The organism is Streptomyces virginiae, from assembly GCF_000720455.1.
GTDB lineage: Bacteria > Actinomycetota > Actinomycetes > Streptomycetales > Streptomycetaceae > Streptomyces > Streptomyces virginiae.
This window is the reverse complement of the sequence record NZ_JOAK01000010.1, coordinates 291,887-312,727: the sequence shown is the minus strand read 5'-3', so window position 1 is coordinate 312,727 and position 20,841 is coordinate 291,887. Positions and strand designations below refer to the sequence as shown.

Sequence of the window (20,841 nt, the reverse complement as noted above, 5' to 3'; positions counted from 1 at the left end):
CCACTACTGGACCCAACACCTCCGCCACACCGTCCGCTTCAACGACGGCATCCACCACCTCCACCACCACAACGTCACCACCTACATCGAACTCGGACCGGACGGTGTGCTCAGCGCGATGGTCCGGACGATCCTGGGCTCCGGGGAGTCGGAGAACGGGCAGCCGCCCACCGCGGTCCCGCTGCTGCGCGCGGGCCGCCCCGAGGGGCGGACCCTCGCGGCGGCGCTCGCGGAGGCGCACGTACGGGGCCGGGACGTCCGGTGGGAGGGGTTCCTGCCCGGCGGCCGGGCCGTCGCCCTGCCGACGTATCCGTACCAGCGCGACAGCTACTGGCTGAGCGCTCCGGCGGCCCCCGCGGCCCCGAAGCCGGCCGGCGGGCATCCGCTGCTGGACACGGCCGTCGAACTCGCCGCGGAACAGGGCTGGTTGTTCACCGGAACCCTCGACGCCGAGGCCCAGCCGTGGCTCTCGGAGCACACCGTTCTGGGCCGGCCGCTGCTGCCCGGCGCGGCCGTCGCGGAGCTCGCCCTGTACGCCGCCCGGCGGACGGGAGCGGCGGAGGTCGCCGAGCTCACCCTCGAACGGCCACTGCCGCTCGACGGTCCCGTCGTCCTCCAGCTCATGGTGGGCGCGGCCGGTGACGACGGGACGCGTCCGCTGGCCCTGCACTCCCGGCCGGAGGGGGACCCGGACGCCGCCTGGGTGCGGCACGCCTCGGGTCTGCTGGCCGACGACGTTCCCGCCACGACCGGCGAGGACGCCGGCCTCGCCGTCCGGCCGCCGCAGGACGCGACCGAGATACCCGTCGACGGCCTCTACGCCCGCCTCGCCGAACGCGGTTACGTCTACGGCCCCACCTTCCAGGCCCTGCGCCGGGCCTGGCACCACGGCACCGACGTCTACGCCGAGATCGCCCTCCCCGACACCGCCACCGGCGCCGACGGCTTCGCCCTCCACCCCGCCGCCCTGGACGCCGCCCTGCACACGGCCCTGGTCGGGCCCGGCGCCGGGGACCGGCTGGTGGTGCCCTTCGCGTGGAGCGCCCTGGCCCTGCGGCCCTCCGGGTCGGCGCGGCTGCGGGTCCGCCTGCGCCGCGGCCCGGGCGACGCCCACTCGCTGTTGATCGCGGACGAGGACGGCGTCCCGGTGTTCACGGCCGGCGGTCTCGCGGTACGCGAGCTGCAGGCGGACGCGGCGGTCGCCGCCGGGCCGGTCCACGGAGCCGGGCTGTTCGACCTGCGCTGGTCCCCGCTGCGGGCGGCCGCGCCCGTGCCGGCCGGTCCGTGGGCCGTCCTCGGCGAGGACGGCGGAGCCGTCGTCGACGCCGTACGCGCCGCCGGTGTGGCCGTCCGGGCCTACCCGGGCCCGGCGGAGCTGCGGACGGCGGTCGACGGAGGTGCCCCGGTACCCACCGTGGTCCTGGCCTCCGCGCCGGCCGGTCCCGCCGTACCGGGCGCCGACGGCCGGGCCGTGCTCGCGGTCCTCGAACTGGCCCAGGCCTGGCTTGCGGACGAGCGGTTCGCGGACTCCCTGCTCGCCGTCCTCACCCGGGGAGCGGTCGCCGTCGCGGACACCGAACGCCCGGATCCCGCCCTGGCGGCGGTCTGGGGCCTGATCCGGTCGGCACAGTCCGAGCAGCCCGGCCGGTTCGCCCTGGTCGACACCGACGGGCGGCCCGAGTCCGTAAGCGCTCTCGCCCACGCCCTGGCCCTCGCCCCGGCGCAGCCGCAGCTCGCGCTGCGGGCCGGCCGGGTGTCGGCGCCGGCGCTGCGCGGGCACCGGCCCGCCTCCCCCGTCACCCCTTCCTCTCCCGGCACGAACGCCCCGGCGGTCTTCGGACCGGACGACCACGTCCTGGTCACCGGCGGTCTGGGCACCTTGGGCCGGCTGCTGGCCCGGCACCTGGTCAAGCAGCACGGGGTGGGGCGGCTCCTGCTGACCGGTCGGCGCGGCGCCGCGACGCCGGGTGCGGAGGAGTTCACGGCCGAACTGGCCTCCCTGGGGGCCGAGGTGACCGTGGCCGCCTGCGACACCGGCGACCGGGCGGCACTGGCCGGCCTGCTGGCCGGCGTGCCCGCGGACCGGCCCCTGACCGCGGTCGTCCACGCGGCGGGCGTCACCGACGACACCGTGCTGGCCGGGCTCACTCCGCAGCGGATGGAAGGGGTGCTGCGGCCCAAGGCCGACGCCGCCCTCCACCTGCACGAGCTGACCCGGGACCTGGACCTGTCGGCGTTCGTCCTCTTCTCCTCCCTGGCGGGCACCCTGGGCTCGGCGGGGCAGGGCAACTACGCGGCGGCCAACGCCTTCCTCGACTCACTGGCCCACCGGCGTCGCGCCGAAGGGCTGCCGGCCGTGTCCCTGGCCTGGGGCCTGTGGGCGCAGGAGAGCACCCTGACCGGTGACCTGGGTGCGGCGGACCTGAAGCGGCTGGCCCGCTCCGGGATCGGGGCGCTGTCCGCCGAGGACGGCCTGGCGCTGTTCGACGCGGGCGTCGCCTCCGGCGCCGCGGTCCTGACGGCGGCCCACCTCGACCTGCGGACGGCGGATCCGGACGCGGTCGGGTTCCTGCTGCGCGAGCTGGTCCCGGCCCGCCCCGGCGGGGGCTCCGCGCAGGCCGCGGGCCGGAACACCCCGGCGGGTCTGCGCGAACGGCTCGCGGGGGCGCCCCGGCGGGAGCACCACCACATCCTGCTCGGGACCGTACGGACCGAAGTGGCCGCCGTACTGGGCCACTCGGACGGGGACCGGGTGCCGGCCGACCGCCGGTTCCAGGACCTCGGCTTCGACTCCCTGACCGCGGTCGAGCTGCGCAACCGCCTGGCGGCCGCGACCGGCGTCAAGCTGCCGCCCACGCTCGTCTTCGACCACCCGACGCCGGGCGCCCTGGCGGACCGGCTGCGGGCGGCGCTCGTACCCGAGGTCCCGGACGGCGCGGACGCGGACGGCGGGGCCGCCGACGAGAACGCGAGCGCGCTGGACGCGATGAGCGCCGACGACCTGGTCCGCCTGGCCCTGGGCCAGAGCTGAGGCAGACACCCCCCGCCCGGGTCCGGACGCCTTCCGGACCCGGGCCCAGAGACCACATCCAGACCCAGACCCAGACCCCGACGGGGAAGTACGGAGAGAACAGGATGGCTTCCACAACCCAGCAGCAGGTCGTCGAGGCGTTGCGGGCCGCGCTGAAGGAGAACGAGCGGCTCAGGGCCGAGCACGCCCAGAGCACGGAACGCGAGCACGAGCCGATCGCGATCGTGGGGATGGCCTGCCGCTACCCGGGTGGCGTCCGTTCCCCCCAGGACCTGTGGCGGCTGACCACCGACGAGGTGGACGCCGTCGGCCCGTTCCCCACCGACCGGGGCTGGGACCTGGCGGAGCTGTACGACCCCGACCCGGACCGGCCGCACACCTCGTACGCGCGGGAGGGCGGGTTCCTGTACGGGGCCGCGGAGTTCGACGCGGAGTTCTTCGGGATCTCGCCGCGCGAGGCGCACAGCATCGATCCGCAGCAGCGCCTGCTGCTGGAGACGGCGTGGGAGGCCTTCGAGCACGCGGGCATCGACCCGGCCACCCTGCGCGGCAGCCGCACGGGGGTGTTCGTCGGCACCATGTACCGTCGCCTCCGGGCGGCTGTCCTACACCTTCGGGCTGGAGGGCCCGGCCATCACCGTCGACACCGCCTGCTCCTCCTCCCTCGTCGCCCTGCACCTGGCGTGTGCCTCGCTGCGCAGCGGCGAGTCCTCGATGGCCCTGGTCGGCGGCGCCACGGTGATGGCGACGCCGATGCCGTTCGTGGAGTTCAGCCGGCAGCGCGGTCTCGCGCCCGACGGCCGCTGCAAGGCGTTCTCCGCGTCGGCGGACGGCACCGGCTGGGCCGAGGGCGCCGGTCTGCTGCTGGTCGAACGGCTCTCCGACGCCCGCCGCAACGGTCACCCCGTGCTGGCGGTGGTGCGCGGCTCAGCCGTCAACCAGGACGGGGCGAGCAACGGACTGACCGCGCCCAGCGGTCCCGCGCAGGAGCAGCTCATCCGCCGGGCCCTGGCCGCCGCCGGGCTCACCCCCGCCGACGTCGACGCGGTGGAGGCGCACGGCACGGGCACCTCGCTGGGCGACCCGATCGAGGCGCAGGCGCTGCTGGCCACCTACGGCAGCGGGCGCCCGGCGGACCGGCCGCTGCACCTGGGCTCCCTGAAGTCGAACATCGGCCACACCCAGGCCGCCGCCGGGGTCGGCGGGGTCATCAAGATGGCGATGGCGCTGCGCGAGGGGCTGCTGCCGCGGACCCTGCACGTGGACGAGGCCACCCCGCACGTGGACTGGTCGGGCGGTGCCGTCTCCCTGCTGACCGGGACGATCCCGTGGCCCGGGCAGGGCGAGCGGCCGCGCCGGGCCGCGGTGTCCTCCTTCGGCATCAGCGGTACCAACGCCCACGTCATCCTGGAGCAGGCGCCCGAGCCGCAGGTGCCGGGGGAGCCGGCCCCGGCCGGGCGTCCGGACGCGCCGACGGCCGTACCGGTGGTGCTGTCGGCGGCCGGCGAACCCGCGCTGCGCGCGCAGGCCGACCGGCTGTACCGGCACCTGACCGAAGCCGACGGAGCCCGGCTCGCGGACGTCGGCTTCTCCCTCGCCACCACCCGCGGGCACCTGCCGCACCGTGCGGTGCTGCTCCCAGAGAGCCGCGACGAACTGCTCGACGGGCTGCGGGCACTGGCCGACGGCGTGCCCGGGGCGGACGTGGTCCGGGCGACCGCCGCCGAGGGCCGCACCGCGTTCCTCTTCGCGGGCCAGGGCTCCCAGCGCGCCCGGATGGGGCAGGAGCTGTACGAGGCGTTCCCGGTGTACGCGGCCGCGTTCGACGAGGCGTGCGCGGCCCTGGAACCGCATCTGGAGCGGCCGCTGCGGGACGTGGTCCTCGCGGCCGAGGACAGCCCCGAGGGCGCCCTGCTGCACCGGACCGGCTACACGCAGCCGGCTGTGTTCGCGTTCGAGGTGGCCCTGTTCCGGCTCCTGGAGTCGTGGGGCGTCCGGCCCGACGCCGTCCTCGGGCACTCCGTCGGCGCGCTCGCGGCCGTGCACACGGCCGGGGTCCTGTCGCTGGCGGACGCGGCCGAGCTGGCCGCCGTACGCGGGCGGATCATGCAGCGGCTGCCGTCGGGCGGTGCGATGGTGGCGCTGCGCGCCTCCGAGGCGGAGGCGGCGGCCCTGATCGCAGGCCACGAGGAGCTGATCTCCCTGGCGGCGGTGAACGGGCCGGCCGCCACGGTCCTGTCGGGTGAGCGCGGTGCCCTGGCCGGTGTGGTCGCGGACTTCGAGGCGGCGGGTGGGAAGGCCACCTGGCTGCGCGTCAGCCACGCCTTCCACTCGCCGCTGATGGAGCCGGCGATGGAGGAGCTGCGGGCCGTCGTCGCGCGCCTGGCCTTCGCGGAACCGCAGCTGACCTTCGTCTCGGACCTGACCGGGCGGCCCGTGGGCGCGGACGTGCTCGCGGACCCGGAGTACTGGGTGCGGCACGCGCGGCACGCCGTCCGTTTCCAGGACGGCGTCGCCCGCCTCGCCGAGCTGGACTGCGCCCGCTTCGTGGAGGTGGGGCCGGGCACCGACCTCACCTCGATGGCCGCCGAGTGCCTGGAGGAGGCGGGTCGCGGGCGCCCGGCCGGCCACACGCTGATCCCGTCGCTGCGGCGGCGCATGCCGGAGGTGACCGCTCTGCTGACGGCGGTCTCCCGGCTGCACGCCTGTGGCGGTGACGTGGACTGGGCCGCCGTGTTCGCGGACCGCGGGGCCCGCCGCGTGGACCTGCCCACGTACGCCTTCCAGCACCGCCCCTACTGGATCGACTCGCCTGCGGCGACCGGGGACGTACGGTCGGCCGGGCTGACCGCGGTCGGCCACCCGATGCTGAGCGCCTCGGCGGAACTGCCGGACACCGGCGGCCTGTTGCTGACCGGGCGGCTGTCCCTGGCGCGGCACCCGTGGCTGGCCGACCACCGGGTCGGCGGCCGGGTGCTGCTGCCCGGCACGGGGCTGCTCGACCTGGTGGCGCGCGCCGCCCGGGAGGCGGGCTGCGACCTGGTGGAGGAACTCGTCCTGGAGGCGCCGCTGGCCGTGCCGGAGGAGGGCGAGGTCCGGCTGCGGGTGTCCGTGGCCGCCCCCGACACCACGGACGGCACGGGCCGCCGGGCGGTCGCCGTGCACTCCCGGCCCGAGGACGACGCCGACGGGCGGGGCTGGTCCCGCAACGCCCACGGCACGGTCCTGCCGGACGGCGCCGGGCCGGAGCCCGCCGCCGGGGGCGGCGGCGAACCGGCAGGGGTGTGGCCCCCGCGGGACGCCGAGCCGGTCACCGGCCCCGTCGCGGACCTCTACTGCCTCCTCGGCGCCAAGGGCCTGGTCTACGGCCCGGCCTTCCGCGGGGTGCGCGCCGTCTGGCGGCGCGGGCAGGAGGTCTTCGCCGAGGTGGCGCTCTCCGCCGAGGCCGGCCCGGACACGGACGGCTACGGCCTGCACCCGGCGCTGCTCGACGCGGCGCTGCACCCGATCGTGCTCGGCGGCCTGATCGACGGGGTCGACGGCGCCGACGGCGGCGGCGACGACGGGCGGACCTTCCTGCCGTACGCCTGGTCCCGCGTACGCACCCACGGCGCGGCCGGGCGGGTGCTGCGGATCCGGCTCGCGCCCGCCGGGGCGAACGCGGTGGGCATCGAGGTCGCGGACGCCTCGGGCCGGCCGGTGGCCTCGATCGGCTCGCTGGTGCTGCGTCCGCTCCCGGCGGGGGCCCTGGCCACGGCGGCCGGGCCGGGCGACGGCCTGCTGCTGCCGACGTGGGAGGGGCCGGCCGAGCTGCCCCCCGCCCCCGCGACGCACCGCTGGACGCTGCTCGGCGCGTACGAGCACGAGCACGAACTGGGCCTCGGCGGCGCCCTGTCCGGCACCGCCGCCCTGACCGAGGCGCTGGACGCCGGGGCGGACGCCCCCGCGCTGCTCCTGCTGCCCTGCCCGCCGCCCCCGGGCGGCGGCGCACCGGGCACCGGCGTCGCGACCGAGAGCGCGGCCGCGGCCGTGCGCACGGCCCTGCACGCGGTCCTCGACACGGTCAAGCTCCTCGTCGCGGACGAGCGGCTGGCCGGCACCCGGCTGGCGGTCCTCACCCGGGGCGCCGTCACCCTGGGCGGCGAGCAGCAGCCCGGTGAGCTGTCCCACCGCGCCGTGTGGGGCCTGCTGCGCTCCGCGCAGGCCGAGCATCCCGACCGGTTCACGGTGCTCGACGAGGACGGCACCCCCGCCTCCCGCCGGGCCGTCGCGAGGGCCCTGGCCACCGGCGAGCCGCAGCTCGCCCTGCGCGGCGGTGCCGCCTACCGTCCCGCGCTCTCCGCGCAGGCCACGGAGCCGCTGCTCACCGCGCCCGCCGACACCCCGTACTGGCACCTCGACTACGTGGCCAGGGGGACCTTCGCGAACCTGGCCCTGAAGCCCTGGCCGGAGGCGGCCGCCCCGCTGGAGGAGGGGCAGGTGCGGGTCCGGATGCGGGTCGCCGGCCTGAACTTCCGCGACGTGCTGCTCTCCCTCGGGGTGATCCCGGCGTCCGTCGACGGTCACGCGGGCGGTTCGGGGCAGGGCGGAGAGGGCGCCGGCACGGTCCTCGAAGTGGGCCCCGGCGTCACCGACCTGAAGCCCGGCGACCGGGTGATGGGCCTGTTCCACGGCATCGGCCCGACGTCGGTCACCGACCGCCGGTTCGTGTCCCGGATCCCGGAGGGCTGGTCGTTCCGGCAGGCGGCCGCCGTTCCCGTCACCTATCTGACGGCCTACTACGGCCTGGTGGACCTGGCGGACCTGCGCGCGGGCGAGTCGGTGCTCGTGCACGCGGGCGCCGGCGGCGTCGGCACGGCGGCCCTCCAGATCGCCCGCCACCTGGGCGCCGAGGTGTACTCGACCGCGAGCCCCGCCAAGTGGCACGCCCTGCGCGGCGCCGGGGTCGCGGACGGGCACATCGCCTCCTCCCGCACCCTGGAGTTCGAGCGGTCCTTCCTCGCCGCCACCGGGGGCCGGGGCGTCGACGTGGTGCTCAACTCCCTCGCCGGGGAGTTCGCGGACGCGTCGCTGCGGCTGCTGCCGCGCGGCGGCCGGTTCCTGGAGATGGGCAAGACGGACCGGCGCGAGCCCGCCGAGGTCGCGGCCGCGCACCCGGGGGTCACGTACCGCACGTACGACGTGCGCGACCCCGGACCGGACCGGATCCAGGAGATCTTCGCCGAACTCCTCGCCCTCTTCGAGCGGGGTGCGCTCCAGGCCCCGCCGGTGGCGGCCTGGGACCTGCGCCGGGCGCCGGAGGCCTTCCGGCACCTGAGCGAGGCGCGGCACATCGGCAAGGTCGTCCTGGACCTGGCGGACGAGGACGAGCGCTGGGACACCTCCCGGGCCGTCCTGATCACCGGCGGTCTCGGCTGGCTGGGCCGGCTCGCCGCCCGCCACCTGGTGGCCCGGCACGGGATACGGCAGCTGGTCCTGATGGGCCGCGGGCGGCCCGGCGAGGACGCCGCCCGGGACATCGCCGCACTGCGCGACCTGGGCGCGGACATCCGTACGGTGGCCTGTGACGCGGCCGACCGGGACGCGCTGGCCGCCGCCCTCGCGGCCCTGGCCGGCGACGGGGTCCGCGTCGGCGGTGTCGTGCACGCGGCGGGCGTCCTGGACGACGGCCTGCTGACCTCGCTGACCGGCGCGAGCCTGGAGCGGACCCTGCGTCCGAAGGTGGACGCTGCGCTCAACCTGCACGAGCTGACCGAGCCGCTCGGACTCGACGCGTTCGTCGCCTTCTCCTCGCTCGCGGGCACGCTCAGCGCTCCCGGGCAGGCCGGGTACGCGGCCGGCAACGCCTTCCTCGACGGGCTGATGGAGCACCGGCGTTCGGTGGGCCGGCCCGGGGTCTCCGTCGTGTGGGGCCTGTGGGAGGGGGCCGGCGGCATGGGCGCCGGCCTGACCGGCGCGGACGTCGCCCGCATGGCGCGGGTGGGCGTGGCCCCGATCACCTCGGAGCAGGGGCTCGAACTGCTGGACGCCGCGGTGCGCCGCGACCGGCCGGTGGCGGTGGCCGCGCGCTGGGACCTCGACGGTCTGCGGGCCGCGGTCGCGCAGGGCGCGGCGGTGCCGGCGCTGCTGCGGGGGCTGGTGCCGGCCGCGGTGTCCGGGCCCGTGGCGGCGACGGTGCGGGATCAGGAGCCGGCTCCGGCGGAGGAACCCTCGCCGACCGGGGACCGGCTGCTGGACGCCGTGCTGCACGAGGTGGCCGCCGTCCTGGGGCACGCCTCCGGCGCGGCGGTGGACCGGGACGGGGCCTTCGACCGGCTCGGCTTCGACTCGCTCACCGCGGTGGAGCTGCGCAACCGGCTGGCCGCGGCGACGGGCGTCCGGCTGCCCGCCACCTTCATCTACGACTGGCCGACCCCGGCCGAGCTGGTCGTCCACCTGCGGGAGCTGCTCCCGCAGCCGGCCGACGACCCGGTGGAGGCCCCGGCGGAGGCCCCGGCACCCACCGGGGACGACGCCGGCGTCACCGTGGCGCTGCTCGCCGACATCGCCCGGCTGGAGGCGGCGGTGGCCGACCGGCCCCTGAGCCGGGCGCAGGGCGCCGTGGTGAGCGAGCGGCTGCGCGAGCTGCTGACCGAACTGGGTTCTATGAAGGAGGATCACTCCGCGTGGGCATGACCAACACCCCGACGGCCGCCCCGGTTTCACCGGCCGGGGCCGCCGACCCGTCCCGGTGGCTGCGCGCCCCCCGTCCCCGCGCGTCGGCGGCCGCACGCCTCGTGTGCTTCCCGCACGCGGGCGGGACCGCGAACGCCTTCACGGCCCTGTCGGCCGCGCTGCCCGAGGACGTCGAGCTGCTCGCCGTCCAGTACCCCGGCCGCCAGGACCGGCGCGGCGAGCCCTGCGCGCAGGACCTGTCCGAGCTGGCCTCGGGCGTGGCGGAGGCCCTCGCCGGGCACGACGACCGGCCGCTGTTCCTCCTGGGCCACAGCATGGGGGCCCTCGTGGCCTTCGAGACGGCCCGTCTGCTGGAGGAACGCGGCACCGTGGCCCGGCTGTTCGTGTCGGCGGCCAGGCCGCCGGCGCAGGACTGGCAGGAACCCGACCTGACACTCGTCGGCGACGAGGAGCTGACCGCCGGGCTGCGGCGGCTCGGGGGCATACCCGAACCGCTGCTGGCCGACCCGGAGGTCGCCGGCGAGATCCTGCGGCTGCTGCGGGCCGACCACCGGGCACTGCTGCGCCACCGCTGTGCGCCGGACACCCGGGTGGCGGCACCCGTCACGGTGCTCCTGGCATCGGCGGACCCGAAGAACTCCCTGGAGCAGATGGCCGACTGGGCGCGCCACACCGCGGGCGGGCACGAGATCGCCGCACTGTCCGGCGGGCACTTCGCGCTCCTCGAACGGCCCGGGGAGAGCGCGCCGCCGCTCACCCGGCGCATCCGCGAGGACCTGGCCCGGCCGCCGGCGTCCGGCACGTCCGGGGCGTCCGGGGCGTCCGGGGCGTCCGGGGCGTCCGCGGCTCAGGATGCCGAGCCGCTCGCCGACCTGGTGCGGGAGCTCATGCTGGAGGGCCTCGCGGGCCGCACCCCGCGGCTGTCGACGGACCTGACCGCCCTGGAGGCCGCGGCCGGGGAGGTGATGGCCCCGGAGGCCTTCGCGTACGTGTCGGGCACCGCCGGATCCGGGGCGACGGGCCGGACCAACCGTACGGCCTTCGACCGCCGGAGGCTGGTACCGCGAATGCTGCGCGGTACGCGGCGCACCGACACCTCGGTGACGCTGTTCGGGCAGCGGCTGCCGGTCCCCGTCCTGCTGGCGCCGCTGGCCGCGCAGCAAGTGGCCCACCCCGAGGGCGAGTCGGCGACGGCGCGGGCCGCGGCGGCCACCGGGGTGCCGATGGTGTTGTCGACCTTCGCATCGCGCACGCTGGAGGAGGTGGCCGGGGCCGCGGGAGACCACCCGCGCTGGTTCCAGCTGTACCTGCCCTCGGACCGGGCGGTGGGCGAGTCGCTGGTGCGGCGCGCGGAAGCGAGCGGGTACGGCGCGATCGTCGTCACCGTCGACGCCACCCACCTCGGCTTCCGGCCGGCGGAACTCGACAGCGGCTACTCGCCGTTCCTGCGCGGGACGGGCATCGCCAACTTCACCGGCGATCCCGCCTTCCGGGCCGGGCTGCCGGCGGACGCGGACGCCAAGACGACCGTCCTGCGGTGGGCGCAGATCTCCACCGACCCCACCCTGACCTGGGAGGACCTGGCCTGGCTGCGCGGGCTGACCCGGCTGCCCCTGCTCGTGAAGGGCGTCCTGCACCCGGACGACGCCCGGCTGGCGCTGGAGCACGGCGCGGACGGTGTGGTCGTCTCCACGCACGGCGGCCGCCAGCTCGACGGCGGCGTGTCCTCGCTGGACGCGCTGCCGGCGGTGCGCGCGGCCGTCGGCCCGGACGTACCGGTGCTGATGGACTCCGGGGTCCGGACCGGCAGTGACGTGGTCAAGGCGCTGGCCCTGGGTGCGGACGCCGTCCTGTACGGCCGGCCGTACGTGTACGGGCTCGGCCTCGACGGGCAGCGCGGCGTCGAGCACGTCCTGCGCTGCCTGCTCACCGACCTCGGGCTGGCCCTGGCCCTGACCGGCTGCGCGTCCCTGGCGGACGTCGGGCCGCACCTCCTCGCGAACGGAGATCGACGATGACACGAACCTACGGGCCCGGCTCCGACCCGACGGGCTGGCTGCGCCAGTACCACCGGCCGCCGGTGGAGGGTCCGACGCTGGTCGTCTTCCCCCACGCGGGCGGCTCGGCGACGGGCTACTACACATTGGCGCAGGCCCTGTCCGGCTGCGCCGAGGTGCTCAACGTGCAGTATCCGGGCCGCCAGGACCGGCTCGGCGAGGCTTGCGTCGACGACATCGGGGAGATGGCCGACCGGGTCGTCGAGGCGCTGCTCCCCCGCGCGGGCCGCCCGCTCGTGCTGTTCGGGCACAGCCTGGGCTCCATCGTCGCGTACGAGGTGGCGCTGCGGCTGGAGGGCCTGCACCCGGACCGTGCGCCGATCGGCGTGATCGTCTCGGGCCGGCCGGCGGCCGCGATCCACCTGAGCCGCGGCCTGTCCCGGCTGGCGGACGAGGACCTGGCCTCGTCGATCTCGGACCTGTCCGGCACCCCGCCGGAGCTGCTGGCCGACAAGGACCTGATGTCCGCCGTGCTCCCCTCCCTCCGTGCGGACTTCAAGGCGGCGGAGAGCTACCGGGGCGCGGCGGGCTCGCGTGTCTCCTGCCCCCTGTACGCCTACTCGGGGGCGCAGGACCACAACGTGCCGCGCGAGGGCCTGCTGCGGTGGAGCGAGCACACGTCGTCGGAGTTCACGGTCCGCTTCTTCGAGGGCGGCCACTTCTACCTCCAGTCCCAGGAACCGGAGGTGGCCCGGGCCCTGGCCTGCGACCTCCACACCCTCACCCGGACCGCCCTGCTGGCCGCCACTCGCTGACCGGCCCGCATGAGCAAGGCCCTCCCGGTCTCGGACCGGGAGGGCCTTCGCCGTGCGCGAGGGGTCAGGCGTTGTGTTCGGGGGTGAGGCGGACCTTCAGGGTGGCGTGGCCGTTGGCGAAGTTGGAGAAGAGGCGGGTGGGCGGGGCGAGGAGTTCGATGCCGGACACGCGGGTGCGGAGCGACTCCAGCATGGAGATCATGTGGACGCGGCCCAGGTACGCGCCGAGGCAGAAGTGCGGTCCGTGGCCGAAGCTGACGTGCTTGTTGGGGGTGCGGCCCAGGTCGAAGGTGTAGGGGTCGGCGAAGGCGTCCTCGTCGAAGTTGGCCGAGCTGTTCCACAGCGTGACGATCTCGCCGGCCCTGACGACGTGGTCGCGGATCGGGATGTCCACCAGGGCGTGCCGCCCGAAGTGCATCGTCGGGGTGGTCCAGCGCATGACCTCCTCGGTGGCGCTCTCCAGGGTGACCTCGGCGTTCTTGAGCCGGCGCCACTGGTCCCCGTACTGGCTGAAGGCGTGGACGATGCCGGAGGCGGTGGCCCGGCTCGACTCGTCGCCGCCCAGGATCAGGCTGTACGAGTTGTAGATGATCTCCTCTTCGGTGAGCGGCTCGCCGTCGATCGTGGCCGTGGCCAGCGTGCTGAGGACGTCCTCGCCGGGGTTGCGGCGGCGCTCGGCCATCAGGCCGGAGATGTAGAGGATGATCTCGTTGCGCGCCATCAGCGAGACCTCCTCGCCGTCGTCGGCGCTGTACCGGGACAGGGTCTGGGCGTTCCAGTCCACGAGCAGTTCGCGGTCCCCGGCGGGGATGCCCATCAGGTCGCCGATGGTGTGGATGGGGATCCGGTCGGCGACGGCGGTGACGAAGTCGACCTCGCCCTCCTCGACGGCCTCCGAGATCAGCCGGTCGGTGAGCCGCTGGACGTTCTCGACGACCGGGGCCAGGACCCGCGGCGAGAAGGACTTCATCATCAGGTTGCGGATCTCGCGGTGGCGCGGGCCGTCGGTGACGGCGAGCATCTTGCCCGCTGCGGAGTCCTCGCCGAGCAGGAGGGTGCTCAGGACGTTGCCGCGCTCGGAGGTGTACCGCTTGTTGTCGCGGTAGGCCGCCATGATGTCGTCGTATTTGGTGAGGACCCAGAAGCCGGGCTTGCCGTCCCTGGGGGCGTGCCAGAAGACGGGGTGGTGGGCGCGCAGCGGCCGCCACATCTCGTGCGGGTCGTTGTCGTCGAACGTCTGGGGGTCGGTGAGGTCGAAGGCTGCCGGGTCGGCCCCTTCGGCCGGGGCGGCGGGCGCCGCGGACTGAAGGGTGGGGGCGGTCATGGGTGGTTTCTCCTCGGGTCCGGGCCTCAGGCGGCTTCCGCCGCGACGGCGGTGGTGGCGAGTTCGGCGATCGTCTGCTTGCGGAAGACGTCCTTCGCGGAGATCACCAGGCCGGCCTTCTTCGCCCGGGCGACCACCCTGATGCCGAGGATGGAGTCGCCGCCCAGCTCGTAGAAGTTGTCGGTGACCCCGACGGCGGGGACGCCGAGGACGTCGGACCAGATCTGGGCGAGCAGCCGCTCGGCGCCGGTACGGGGCTCCGTGGCCCCGGCGGGGGCGGCGGCGTGCTCCGGGGCGGGCAGGGCCCTGCGGTCGACCTTGCCGCTCGGGGTGAGCGGGAACTGCTCCAGGCACACCACGGCGGACGGCACCATGTGGACGGGCAGCCGGGCGGAGACGAACTCCCGCAGCTCTGCCGGCTGCGGGCGGCGTCCGGCCGCGCCGGGGGTCACGTAGCCGACGAGGCGCTTGTGCTCGCCGTCGGCCAGGGCCACGACGAGTGCCACGCCGACGTCGGGGTGCTGCTGGAGGACGAGTTCGATCTCGCCTGGCTCGATGCGGTAGCCGCGCACCTTGACCTGGTGGTCGGCCCGTCCGACGTACTCGATGACGCCCGCGCTGGTCCAGCGCACCAGGTCCCCGGTCCGGTACATCCGGTGGTCGGGGGCTTCGCCGTGCGGGTTGTCCAGGAAGCGGTCGGCGGTCAGTTCGGGCCGGTTGAGGTAGCCGCGGGCCACTCCGGGGCCGGCGATGAACAGCTCGCCCGCCACCCCGATCGGCACCGGCCGGAGCCGGTCGTCGAGGACGTAGGCGGTGGTGTTCGCGACGGCCCGGCCGATGGGGACGGGCATGTGCTCGTCGGCCTCGCGGATGAGGTGCCAGGTGCCGAGGACGGCGGTCTCGGTCGGCCCGTAGAGGTTCACGAGCCGCTGCGGCGGGGCGGCCGCCAGGACTTCCGCCACGCGTACGGAGTTGGCCGCCTCGCCGCCGAAGAGCACGTGGCGCAGCGCGCCGAAGGCGCAGGGGTCGGCGGCGACGATCTGGTTGAAGACGGCGGTGGTCACGAAGAGGGTGGTGACGCCGTGCCGGCGCAGAGCGGCGGTGAGTTCGGCCGGGTCGAGGAGGGTGTCCTTGTCGATGACGGCCATCCGGCTGCCGGCGAGCAGGGGTCCCCAGATCTCCAGCGTGGCCGCGTCGAAGGTGACGTCGGAGCCCTGGGCCATGACGTCGTCGGGGCCGAGCCTGACCCAGTCGGCGTTGCAGAAGAGCCGGACGACCGAGCGGTGCCCGATCACGGCCCCCTTGGGCGTACCTGTGGAGCCCGACGTGTACATGATGTAGGCGGGGTCGTCGGCGGTGACGGCGACGGCCGGGGTCCGGGCCGGCTGGGCGGCGAGGGCCGCGTCCTGCTCGTCGAGGCAGATCATCCGGGTGCCGGTCGACGGCAGTCTGCCGGTCAGCCGGGACTCGGTGAGGCAGAGCGGCACCCCGGCGTCGGAGAGCATGAAGCCGAGCCGGTCCTCCGGGTAGTCGGGGTTGAGCGGCAGGTAGGCGCAGCCGGCCTTGAGGACGGCGAGCAGGGCGGTGACGAGTTCGGGGCCGCGGGGCAGGCAGACGGCGACGAAGGTGCCGGGCCGGACGCCGTCGGCGACGAGCAGGTTGGCCAGGCGGCCCGCGCGGGCGTCCAGCTCCGCGTAGGTCAGGGTTTCCGGGCCGGCGGTGACGGCGATCGCGTCGGGGCGCAGGCGCGCCTGGTCGGCGACGAGTTCGTGCACGCAGCGCTCGGCCGGGAAGTCGGCGCGGTTGACGGCCCACTCGGTGGTGAGCAGCCGCAGTTCCTCCTCGTCGGCGAGGGGCAGTTCCTCGACGGACCGCGCGGGGTCGGCGGCGGCGGCGCCGAGCAGGACCGACAGGTGGCGGGCCAGCACCTCGACGGTGACCGGGTCGAAGAGCGCGGCGTCGTACTCCAGTACGCCGGCCAGGTCGCCGGAGCCGGTCTCGGTGAACTCCACGGTGAGGTCGTGGGCGGCGGGCACGCCGGGCGGCTGGACGGTGCGCACTTCCAGTGCGGGGATCCGGGCCGGTCGGGCGGCTTCGCCGGCCCCGCGGAGCGCCACCATCACCTGCACGTCGGGGGTGTCTCCGGCGTCCTTGCCCTCGCCGAGGGCGGCGCGCACCCGCTCGAAGGGGACGTCCTGGTGGGCGTGGGCCTCGGCGAGGGCGGCGCAGGCCCCGGCGAGCACCTCGGTGAACGGGGCGCCTGCCCGTATGCGGCCGCGTACCAGGAGGGGGTTGTCGAACGCGCCGACCAGGCCGTGGAGCACGGGCCGGGGCCGGCCGAAGGCCAGGGTTCCCAGTGCCAGGTCCTCCTGGCCGGTGTGCCGGGAGAACAGCACCTGGCAGGCGGCGAACAGACCCGCGAACAGGGTGCCGCCGTGGGCGCGGGCCGCTTCGGCGAGCGCGTGGACGGCCGGGGCCGGTACGCGGAAGGCGTGGCGGGCGGCGGCTGCGCCGCGCGCCCGGGTCCGGGGCCGGTCGGTGGGCAGCCGCAGTGCGGGCAGGCCGGCGAGCCGGCCGCGCCAGTGGTCCAGCTGGGCGTCGAGCTCGGCGTCGGTGACGCGGGCGCGCTGTTCGGCGGCGTACTGCGCGTACCGGACGGGCAGTTCGGGGAGCCGGGCGGTCCGGCCGGTGACGGCGGCGGCGTACAGCTCGGCCAGCTCGGTGGTCACGATCGTGCGGGAGCGGGTGTCGGCGGCGATGCGGTGGACGGTCAGTACCAGCAGGTGCTCCTCGGCGCCGAGGCGGATCAGGAGCGAGCGCAGCAGCGGTCCGGAGGCGAGGTCGTACGGCCTGGCGGCCAGTTCCGTGACGAGGGCTTCGGGCCGGTCGCTCGCCGCGCCGGGCGCGGTGAGGTCGGCGTACTCCAGCTCGACCGGGCCCGCCGGCCAGACGCGCGCGCCGGACGTGCCGTCGGTTCCGGTCCCGGTGCCGCTCCCCGTGAACGTGGTGCGCAGCGGTTCGTGCCGGGCGACCAGGCCCCGCAGGGCGGAGGTGAGCGCGGCCCGGTCGAGGGTGCCGGTCAGCCGGAGGGCGACGACCGGGTGGTGGTCGTACGCCGCCTCCCGCCCGGCCCGGTGCCCGGAGCGGATGAGCTCCTGCCCGAAGGTGAGCGGCAGCCGGTCGTCGCCGGTCGTCCCGTCGGTCATCCCTTCGTTCCTTTCATGTCCATCTCTTCCATCAGGTCGAGCAGTTCGGGGGTGACGAATTCGTCGATCGGGCAGACACCGGACAGCGTCGAGAAGTACCGGTCCGTCAGGTCGCCGCTGGTGGCGACGGCGCGCAGCAGGTCCAGGTGGTGGGCGGGCGGGTTCAGCCGGGCCGTCTTGAGCGTGGCGCGGTATTCCGGTGTGAGGGCCTCCGTCCGCTGTTCGGCGTAGGTGTCGAGGGCCGCCCGCAGCCGGCCGGGGTCGTGGAGTCCGTCACCGATGCAGTCCGCGAGCAGCTGGGCCTGGTAGAAGCCGTCGGTGATGCCGCGTGCGGTGATCGAGTCCTTGTGGTGGGCGGCGTCGCCGACGAGCGCCCAGCCGGGCCCGGCGGCCTGCCGGAAGAAGTTGCGCTGGTCGCCGGTGCCGTAGACGCGTTCCAGCCGGGCCCCGCCCGCCATCTCCTCCCGCAGCTCGGGGGCCGTCTTCTCGACGTTCGTGAGCAGGGCGCCCAGCGCGTCGCCGCGCACGCTGCGGAACTGCTCCTGGGGGAAGTAGCCGGCGACGAGCGTCGCCCCGTCGTTGGTCGGTACGGTGCCGACCCAGTGCCCCGGGGCGTCGTACAGCCGGAACCCGGGCCCGAGGCCGGACCAGTAGGAGTAGTAGGCGCACGTCGAGGTCGGGTCCTCGACGACGGTGGGGGCGCCGGCCTTCGCGGCGACGGTGGAGCGCATGCCGTCGGCGCCGACGACGAGGGTGGCCCGCTCCACGGCGCCGGTGGAGCCGAGCCGGACGCCGACGACGCGGTCGCCGTCGAAGACGAGGTCGCTCACCGAGCAGTTCTCGCGGAATTCGACGCCCGCGTCGACGGCGCCTTGCACGAGGATCGGGTCGAGGAGATAGCGGCGGGGCCCGTAGGCGGCGCGCTGCCCGTCGGCCGCCCAGGAGCAGCCGTCGAGCCGGATGTCCCCATGGGTGTAGCGGACGCGGTCGAGGGCGGGCGCGCCGGTGGCCACCACCGCGGGCAGCAGGCCCCACCGGGCGAGGGCGGCGACGCCGGGCTGGTGGATGTAGAGCGTGGAGAGGGTGTCCTTGGGGAAGGTGCCGCGCTCGACCATGAGCACCCGGTAGCCCGCGCGCGCGAGCAGCATCGCGGTCGGAGCCCCGGCGCAGCGCGCGCCGACCACAATCACGTCGTAGTGGGTCAAAAGATGCTCCTTGTCCTGCGCCGGCCCCGGTGGCGGGCGTCACGGGGATGCGGGGGGGGTGAGGGCCGGCGGCCCGGACCGGTCGGGTCCGGGCCGCCGGCCGGCTAGTCCACCCGGATCGGGAGCCGCCAGACCCCGGTGAACTCCGGGGACGTGAGGAAGGTCGGCTTGTCGTCCGGGTCCACCCGCAGCTTCGGGAAGCGGTCGAACAGGATGTTCATGGCCACCCGGCCCTCCAGCCGCGCGAGCGGGGCGCCGAGGCAGAAGTGGATGCCCCGGCCGAAGCCGATCTGCGGGTTGGGGGTGCGGGCCGGGTCGAAGACGTCCGGGTCCTCGAAGACCCTGGCGTCGCGGTTGGCGGCCGAGAACCAGACCTCCAGCACGTCGCCCTCGGGCACCTTGACGCCGGCGATCTCCACGTCCCGCGTGGTGACCCGGTAGCCCGCGGCCAGCGGGCTCAGGTAGCGCAGGGACTCCTCCAGCAGGGTCGGCACGAGCGACCGGTCCTTGCGCACCCGTTCGTCGACGTCGGGGAAGGCGTCCAGGCACAGGATGGTGTTGCCCAGCAGCATGGTGGTGGTGATGTGGCCGGCCGAGATCAGCAGGTTGGCGAAGTTGACGATCTGCCGGTCGGTGAGCCGTTCGCCGTCGACCTCCGCCTCGACGAGGCGGGACAGCAGATCGTCCTGCGGCCGGGCGCGCCGCTCGGTGACCAGTTCGAGGATGTAGAAGCCCATCGCCATGGCCGCTTCGGCCTGGGTGTCGAGGGACTCCTCCTGTGCCTTGTCGCCCTGGTGCGTGGTGAGCTGGGTGCTCGCCATGAGCGACTGGTCGGCCCATTCCTTGAGGAGTTCGCGGTCCTCGCGGGGGATGCCGAGCATGTCGCAGATGACGATCACCGGCAGCGGGTAGGCGAGTGCCTCCGCGAGGTCGAAGGTGTCGCCCTCGATCCGGTCGAGCAGTTCGTGGGTGAGGGCGGCGATGCGCGATTCGAGCTCGGCGACCATCTTCAGGGTGAAGGTGCGCCCGACCAGCTTGCGCAGCTTCTGGTGTTCCGGCGGGTCGGCCTGGGTGAGGTTGCCGTCGAAGGCGACGGCGGCCTGTTCCGGGCTGACGTAGCGCGCGGCCACCGCGGAGGAGTACGTCGCGGGGTCGCTGAGGATCTCCAGCGTCTCCGGGTACCCGTAGACGTGCCACATCCCGACCTCGGGGTCGTACTCGACGGGCGCCTCGGGCCGGATGCCGCGCAGCCAGAAGTGCCGTGGGTGCATCTCCCACTTGTCGAGGGGGCTGCTCGCGGTGGTCATCGGGGGTCTCCTTCGGTGGCCCGGTCACGGGCCGCGGTTCGGCGCCTCATCGGACGAGGAGCGGGAGCTCCGAGGTCGAGATGACGTGGGGCAGCGGCAGGAAGACCGGCGGGTTGTCCGGGTCCGTCCGCATCTTCGGGAAGCGGTCCAGCAGGATGTCGGTGGCGATCCGGCCCTCCATCCGGGCCAGCGGCGCGCCGAGGCAGAAGTGGATGCCCCGGCCGAAGCCGATGTGCGGGTTGGGGTCGCGGTACGGGTCGAAGACGTGCGGGCGGGCGAACATGCGCTCGTCGCGGTTGGCCGCCGAGAGGGAGATGGCGACGAGCTGGCCCGGGTGGACCGGGACGCCGGCCAGCTCGCCCTCGGCGACGCACGCCTTGTACGCCGTCGCGATGGGGCTGAGGTAGCGCAGGGACTCCTCGATCAGGCCGGGGGTGAGGCCGGGGTTCCCGCGGACGGCGGCCAGGTGTTCGGGGTGGGCGTCCAGGCACAGGAGGGTGTTGCCGAGGAGCGCGCTGGTGGTGGCGTGTCCGACGACGAGCAGCTCGTTGGCGAAGTTCACCACCGCGTTGTCGCTGAGCCGCTCGCCGTCGACCTCCGCCTCGACGAGCTTGGTCAGCAGGTCCTCGCGCGGCTTGGTGCGGCGCTCGGCGGCGTGTTCGCGCAGGTACTGGAACATCTCCGGGACCACGCGCATGGCGGCCTGGGCGTCGACGTCCTCGTCAAGGTCGCGGTCGCCCGAGGTGAGGGCGACCGCACTGTGGGCCATGCGGTCGACCCACGTCTTGAACAGGTCGCGGTCGCTCTGCGGCACCCCGAGCAGCTCGGAGATGACGATGATCGGCATCGGGTAGGCCAGGTCGTTCACCATCTCGATGCTGTCCCGGCCCTCGACCGCGTCGAGGAGTTCGTGGGTGATCTCGACCATCCGCGGCTCCAGGGCCGCGACCATCCCGCGGGTGAACGCCTTGCTGATGATCTTGCGCAGTTTGGTGTGGTCCGGCGGGTCGGACTGCAGGAGGGTGCCGTCGCTGAACTCGGGGTCGATCTCCACGTCGCCCGCGATGAGTTCGGCGACGTCGCTGGAGAAGGTCCCCGGGTTGCCGACGACCTCCAGCACCTCCTTGTAGCCGTAGACGTTGACGATGCCGTAGTCGTTGACCTCGACCGGGTGCTCGGGCCGGTGCCCGCGCAGCCAGAAGAACTCGTCGTTGATGCCCAGGCGGTCGACGAAGGCCGCCGCTTCCTTCTCCTCCGCGCCGGCGGATGTCCCGGTCATGG

General features: G+C 75.1%; 8 protein-coding genes and 1 pseudogene. 4 read left to right on the top strand and 5 right to left on the bottom strand.

Translation table 11 applies throughout. The features are described 5' to 3' along the window. The 4 genes and pseudogenes from IG86_RS0118070 to IG86_RS0118055 all read left to right on the top strand — a co-directional run. A partial coding sequence (locus IG86_RS0118070) for a type I polyketide synthase (RefSeq protein WP_037942653.1) occupies positions 1-3,031 on the top strand: 3,031 nt, incomplete at its 5' end. Positions 3,032-3,135: 104 nt separating this feature from the next. Next, a pseudogene (locus IG86_RS38840) lies at positions 3,136-9,706 on the top strand (SDR family NAD(P)-dependent oxidoreductase). After that, positions 9,703-11,724 (top strand): alpha-hydroxy-acid oxidizing protein, encoded by a 2,022-nt coding sequence (locus tag IG86_RS45385; protein ID WP_167751156.1) that lies wholly within the window; start codon positions 9,703-9,705, stop codon positions 11,722-11,724. The pseudogene IG86_RS38840 and the gene IG86_RS45385 overlap by 4 nt, the downstream one beginning before the upstream one ends. Next, positions 11,721-12,518, top strand: a complete 798-nt coding sequence (locus IG86_RS0118055) for a thioesterase II family protein (RefSeq protein WP_030897955.1) — start codon at positions 11,721-11,723, stop codon at positions 12,516-12,518. Before IG86_RS45385 ends, IG86_RS0118055 begins: the two co-directional genes overlap by 4 nt. Before the next feature lie 64 nt (positions 12,519-12,582). On the opposite strand, the gene IG86_RS0118050 is transcribed toward IG86_RS0118055, so the two are convergent. The 5 genes from IG86_RS0118050 to IG86_RS0118030 form a co-directional block, all read right to left on the bottom strand. After that, a complete protein-coding gene (locus IG86_RS0118050; protein ID WP_030897952.1) occupies positions 12,583-13,842 on the bottom strand; it encodes a cytochrome P450 in 1,260 nt (419 codons plus the stop codon). A gap of 26 nt (positions 13,843-13,868) precedes the next feature. After that, positions 13,869-17,048: a non-ribosomal peptide synthetase gene (locus tag IG86_RS0118045; RefSeq protein WP_051785258.1), complete on the bottom strand. Its 3,180-nt coding sequence runs from the start codon at positions 17,046-17,048 to the stop codon at positions 13,869-13,871. After that, the gene (locus IG86_RS0118040) at positions 17,045-18,253 is read right to left on the bottom strand and encodes an NAD(P)/FAD-dependent oxidoreductase (RefSeq protein WP_030821581.1); all 1,209 of its coding nucleotides are present in this window, start codon (positions 18,251-18,253) and stop codon (positions 17,045-17,047) included. Before IG86_RS0118040 ends, IG86_RS0118045 begins: the two co-directional genes overlap by 4 nt. 104 nt (positions 18,254-18,357) lie before the next feature. Continuing rightward, positions 18,358-19,560 (bottom strand): cytochrome P450, encoded by a 1,203-nt coding sequence (locus IG86_RS0118035; RefSeq protein WP_030897949.1) that lies wholly within the window; start codon positions 19,558-19,560, stop codon positions 18,358-18,360. A gap of 46 nt (positions 19,561-19,606) precedes the next feature. After that, positions 19,607-20,839, bottom strand: coding sequence for a cytochrome P450 (locus IG86_RS0118030; RefSeq protein WP_051785257.1), 1,233 nt, complete (start codon positions 20,837-20,839; stop codon positions 19,607-19,609). Positions 20,840-20,841 lie beyond the last annotated feature (2 nt).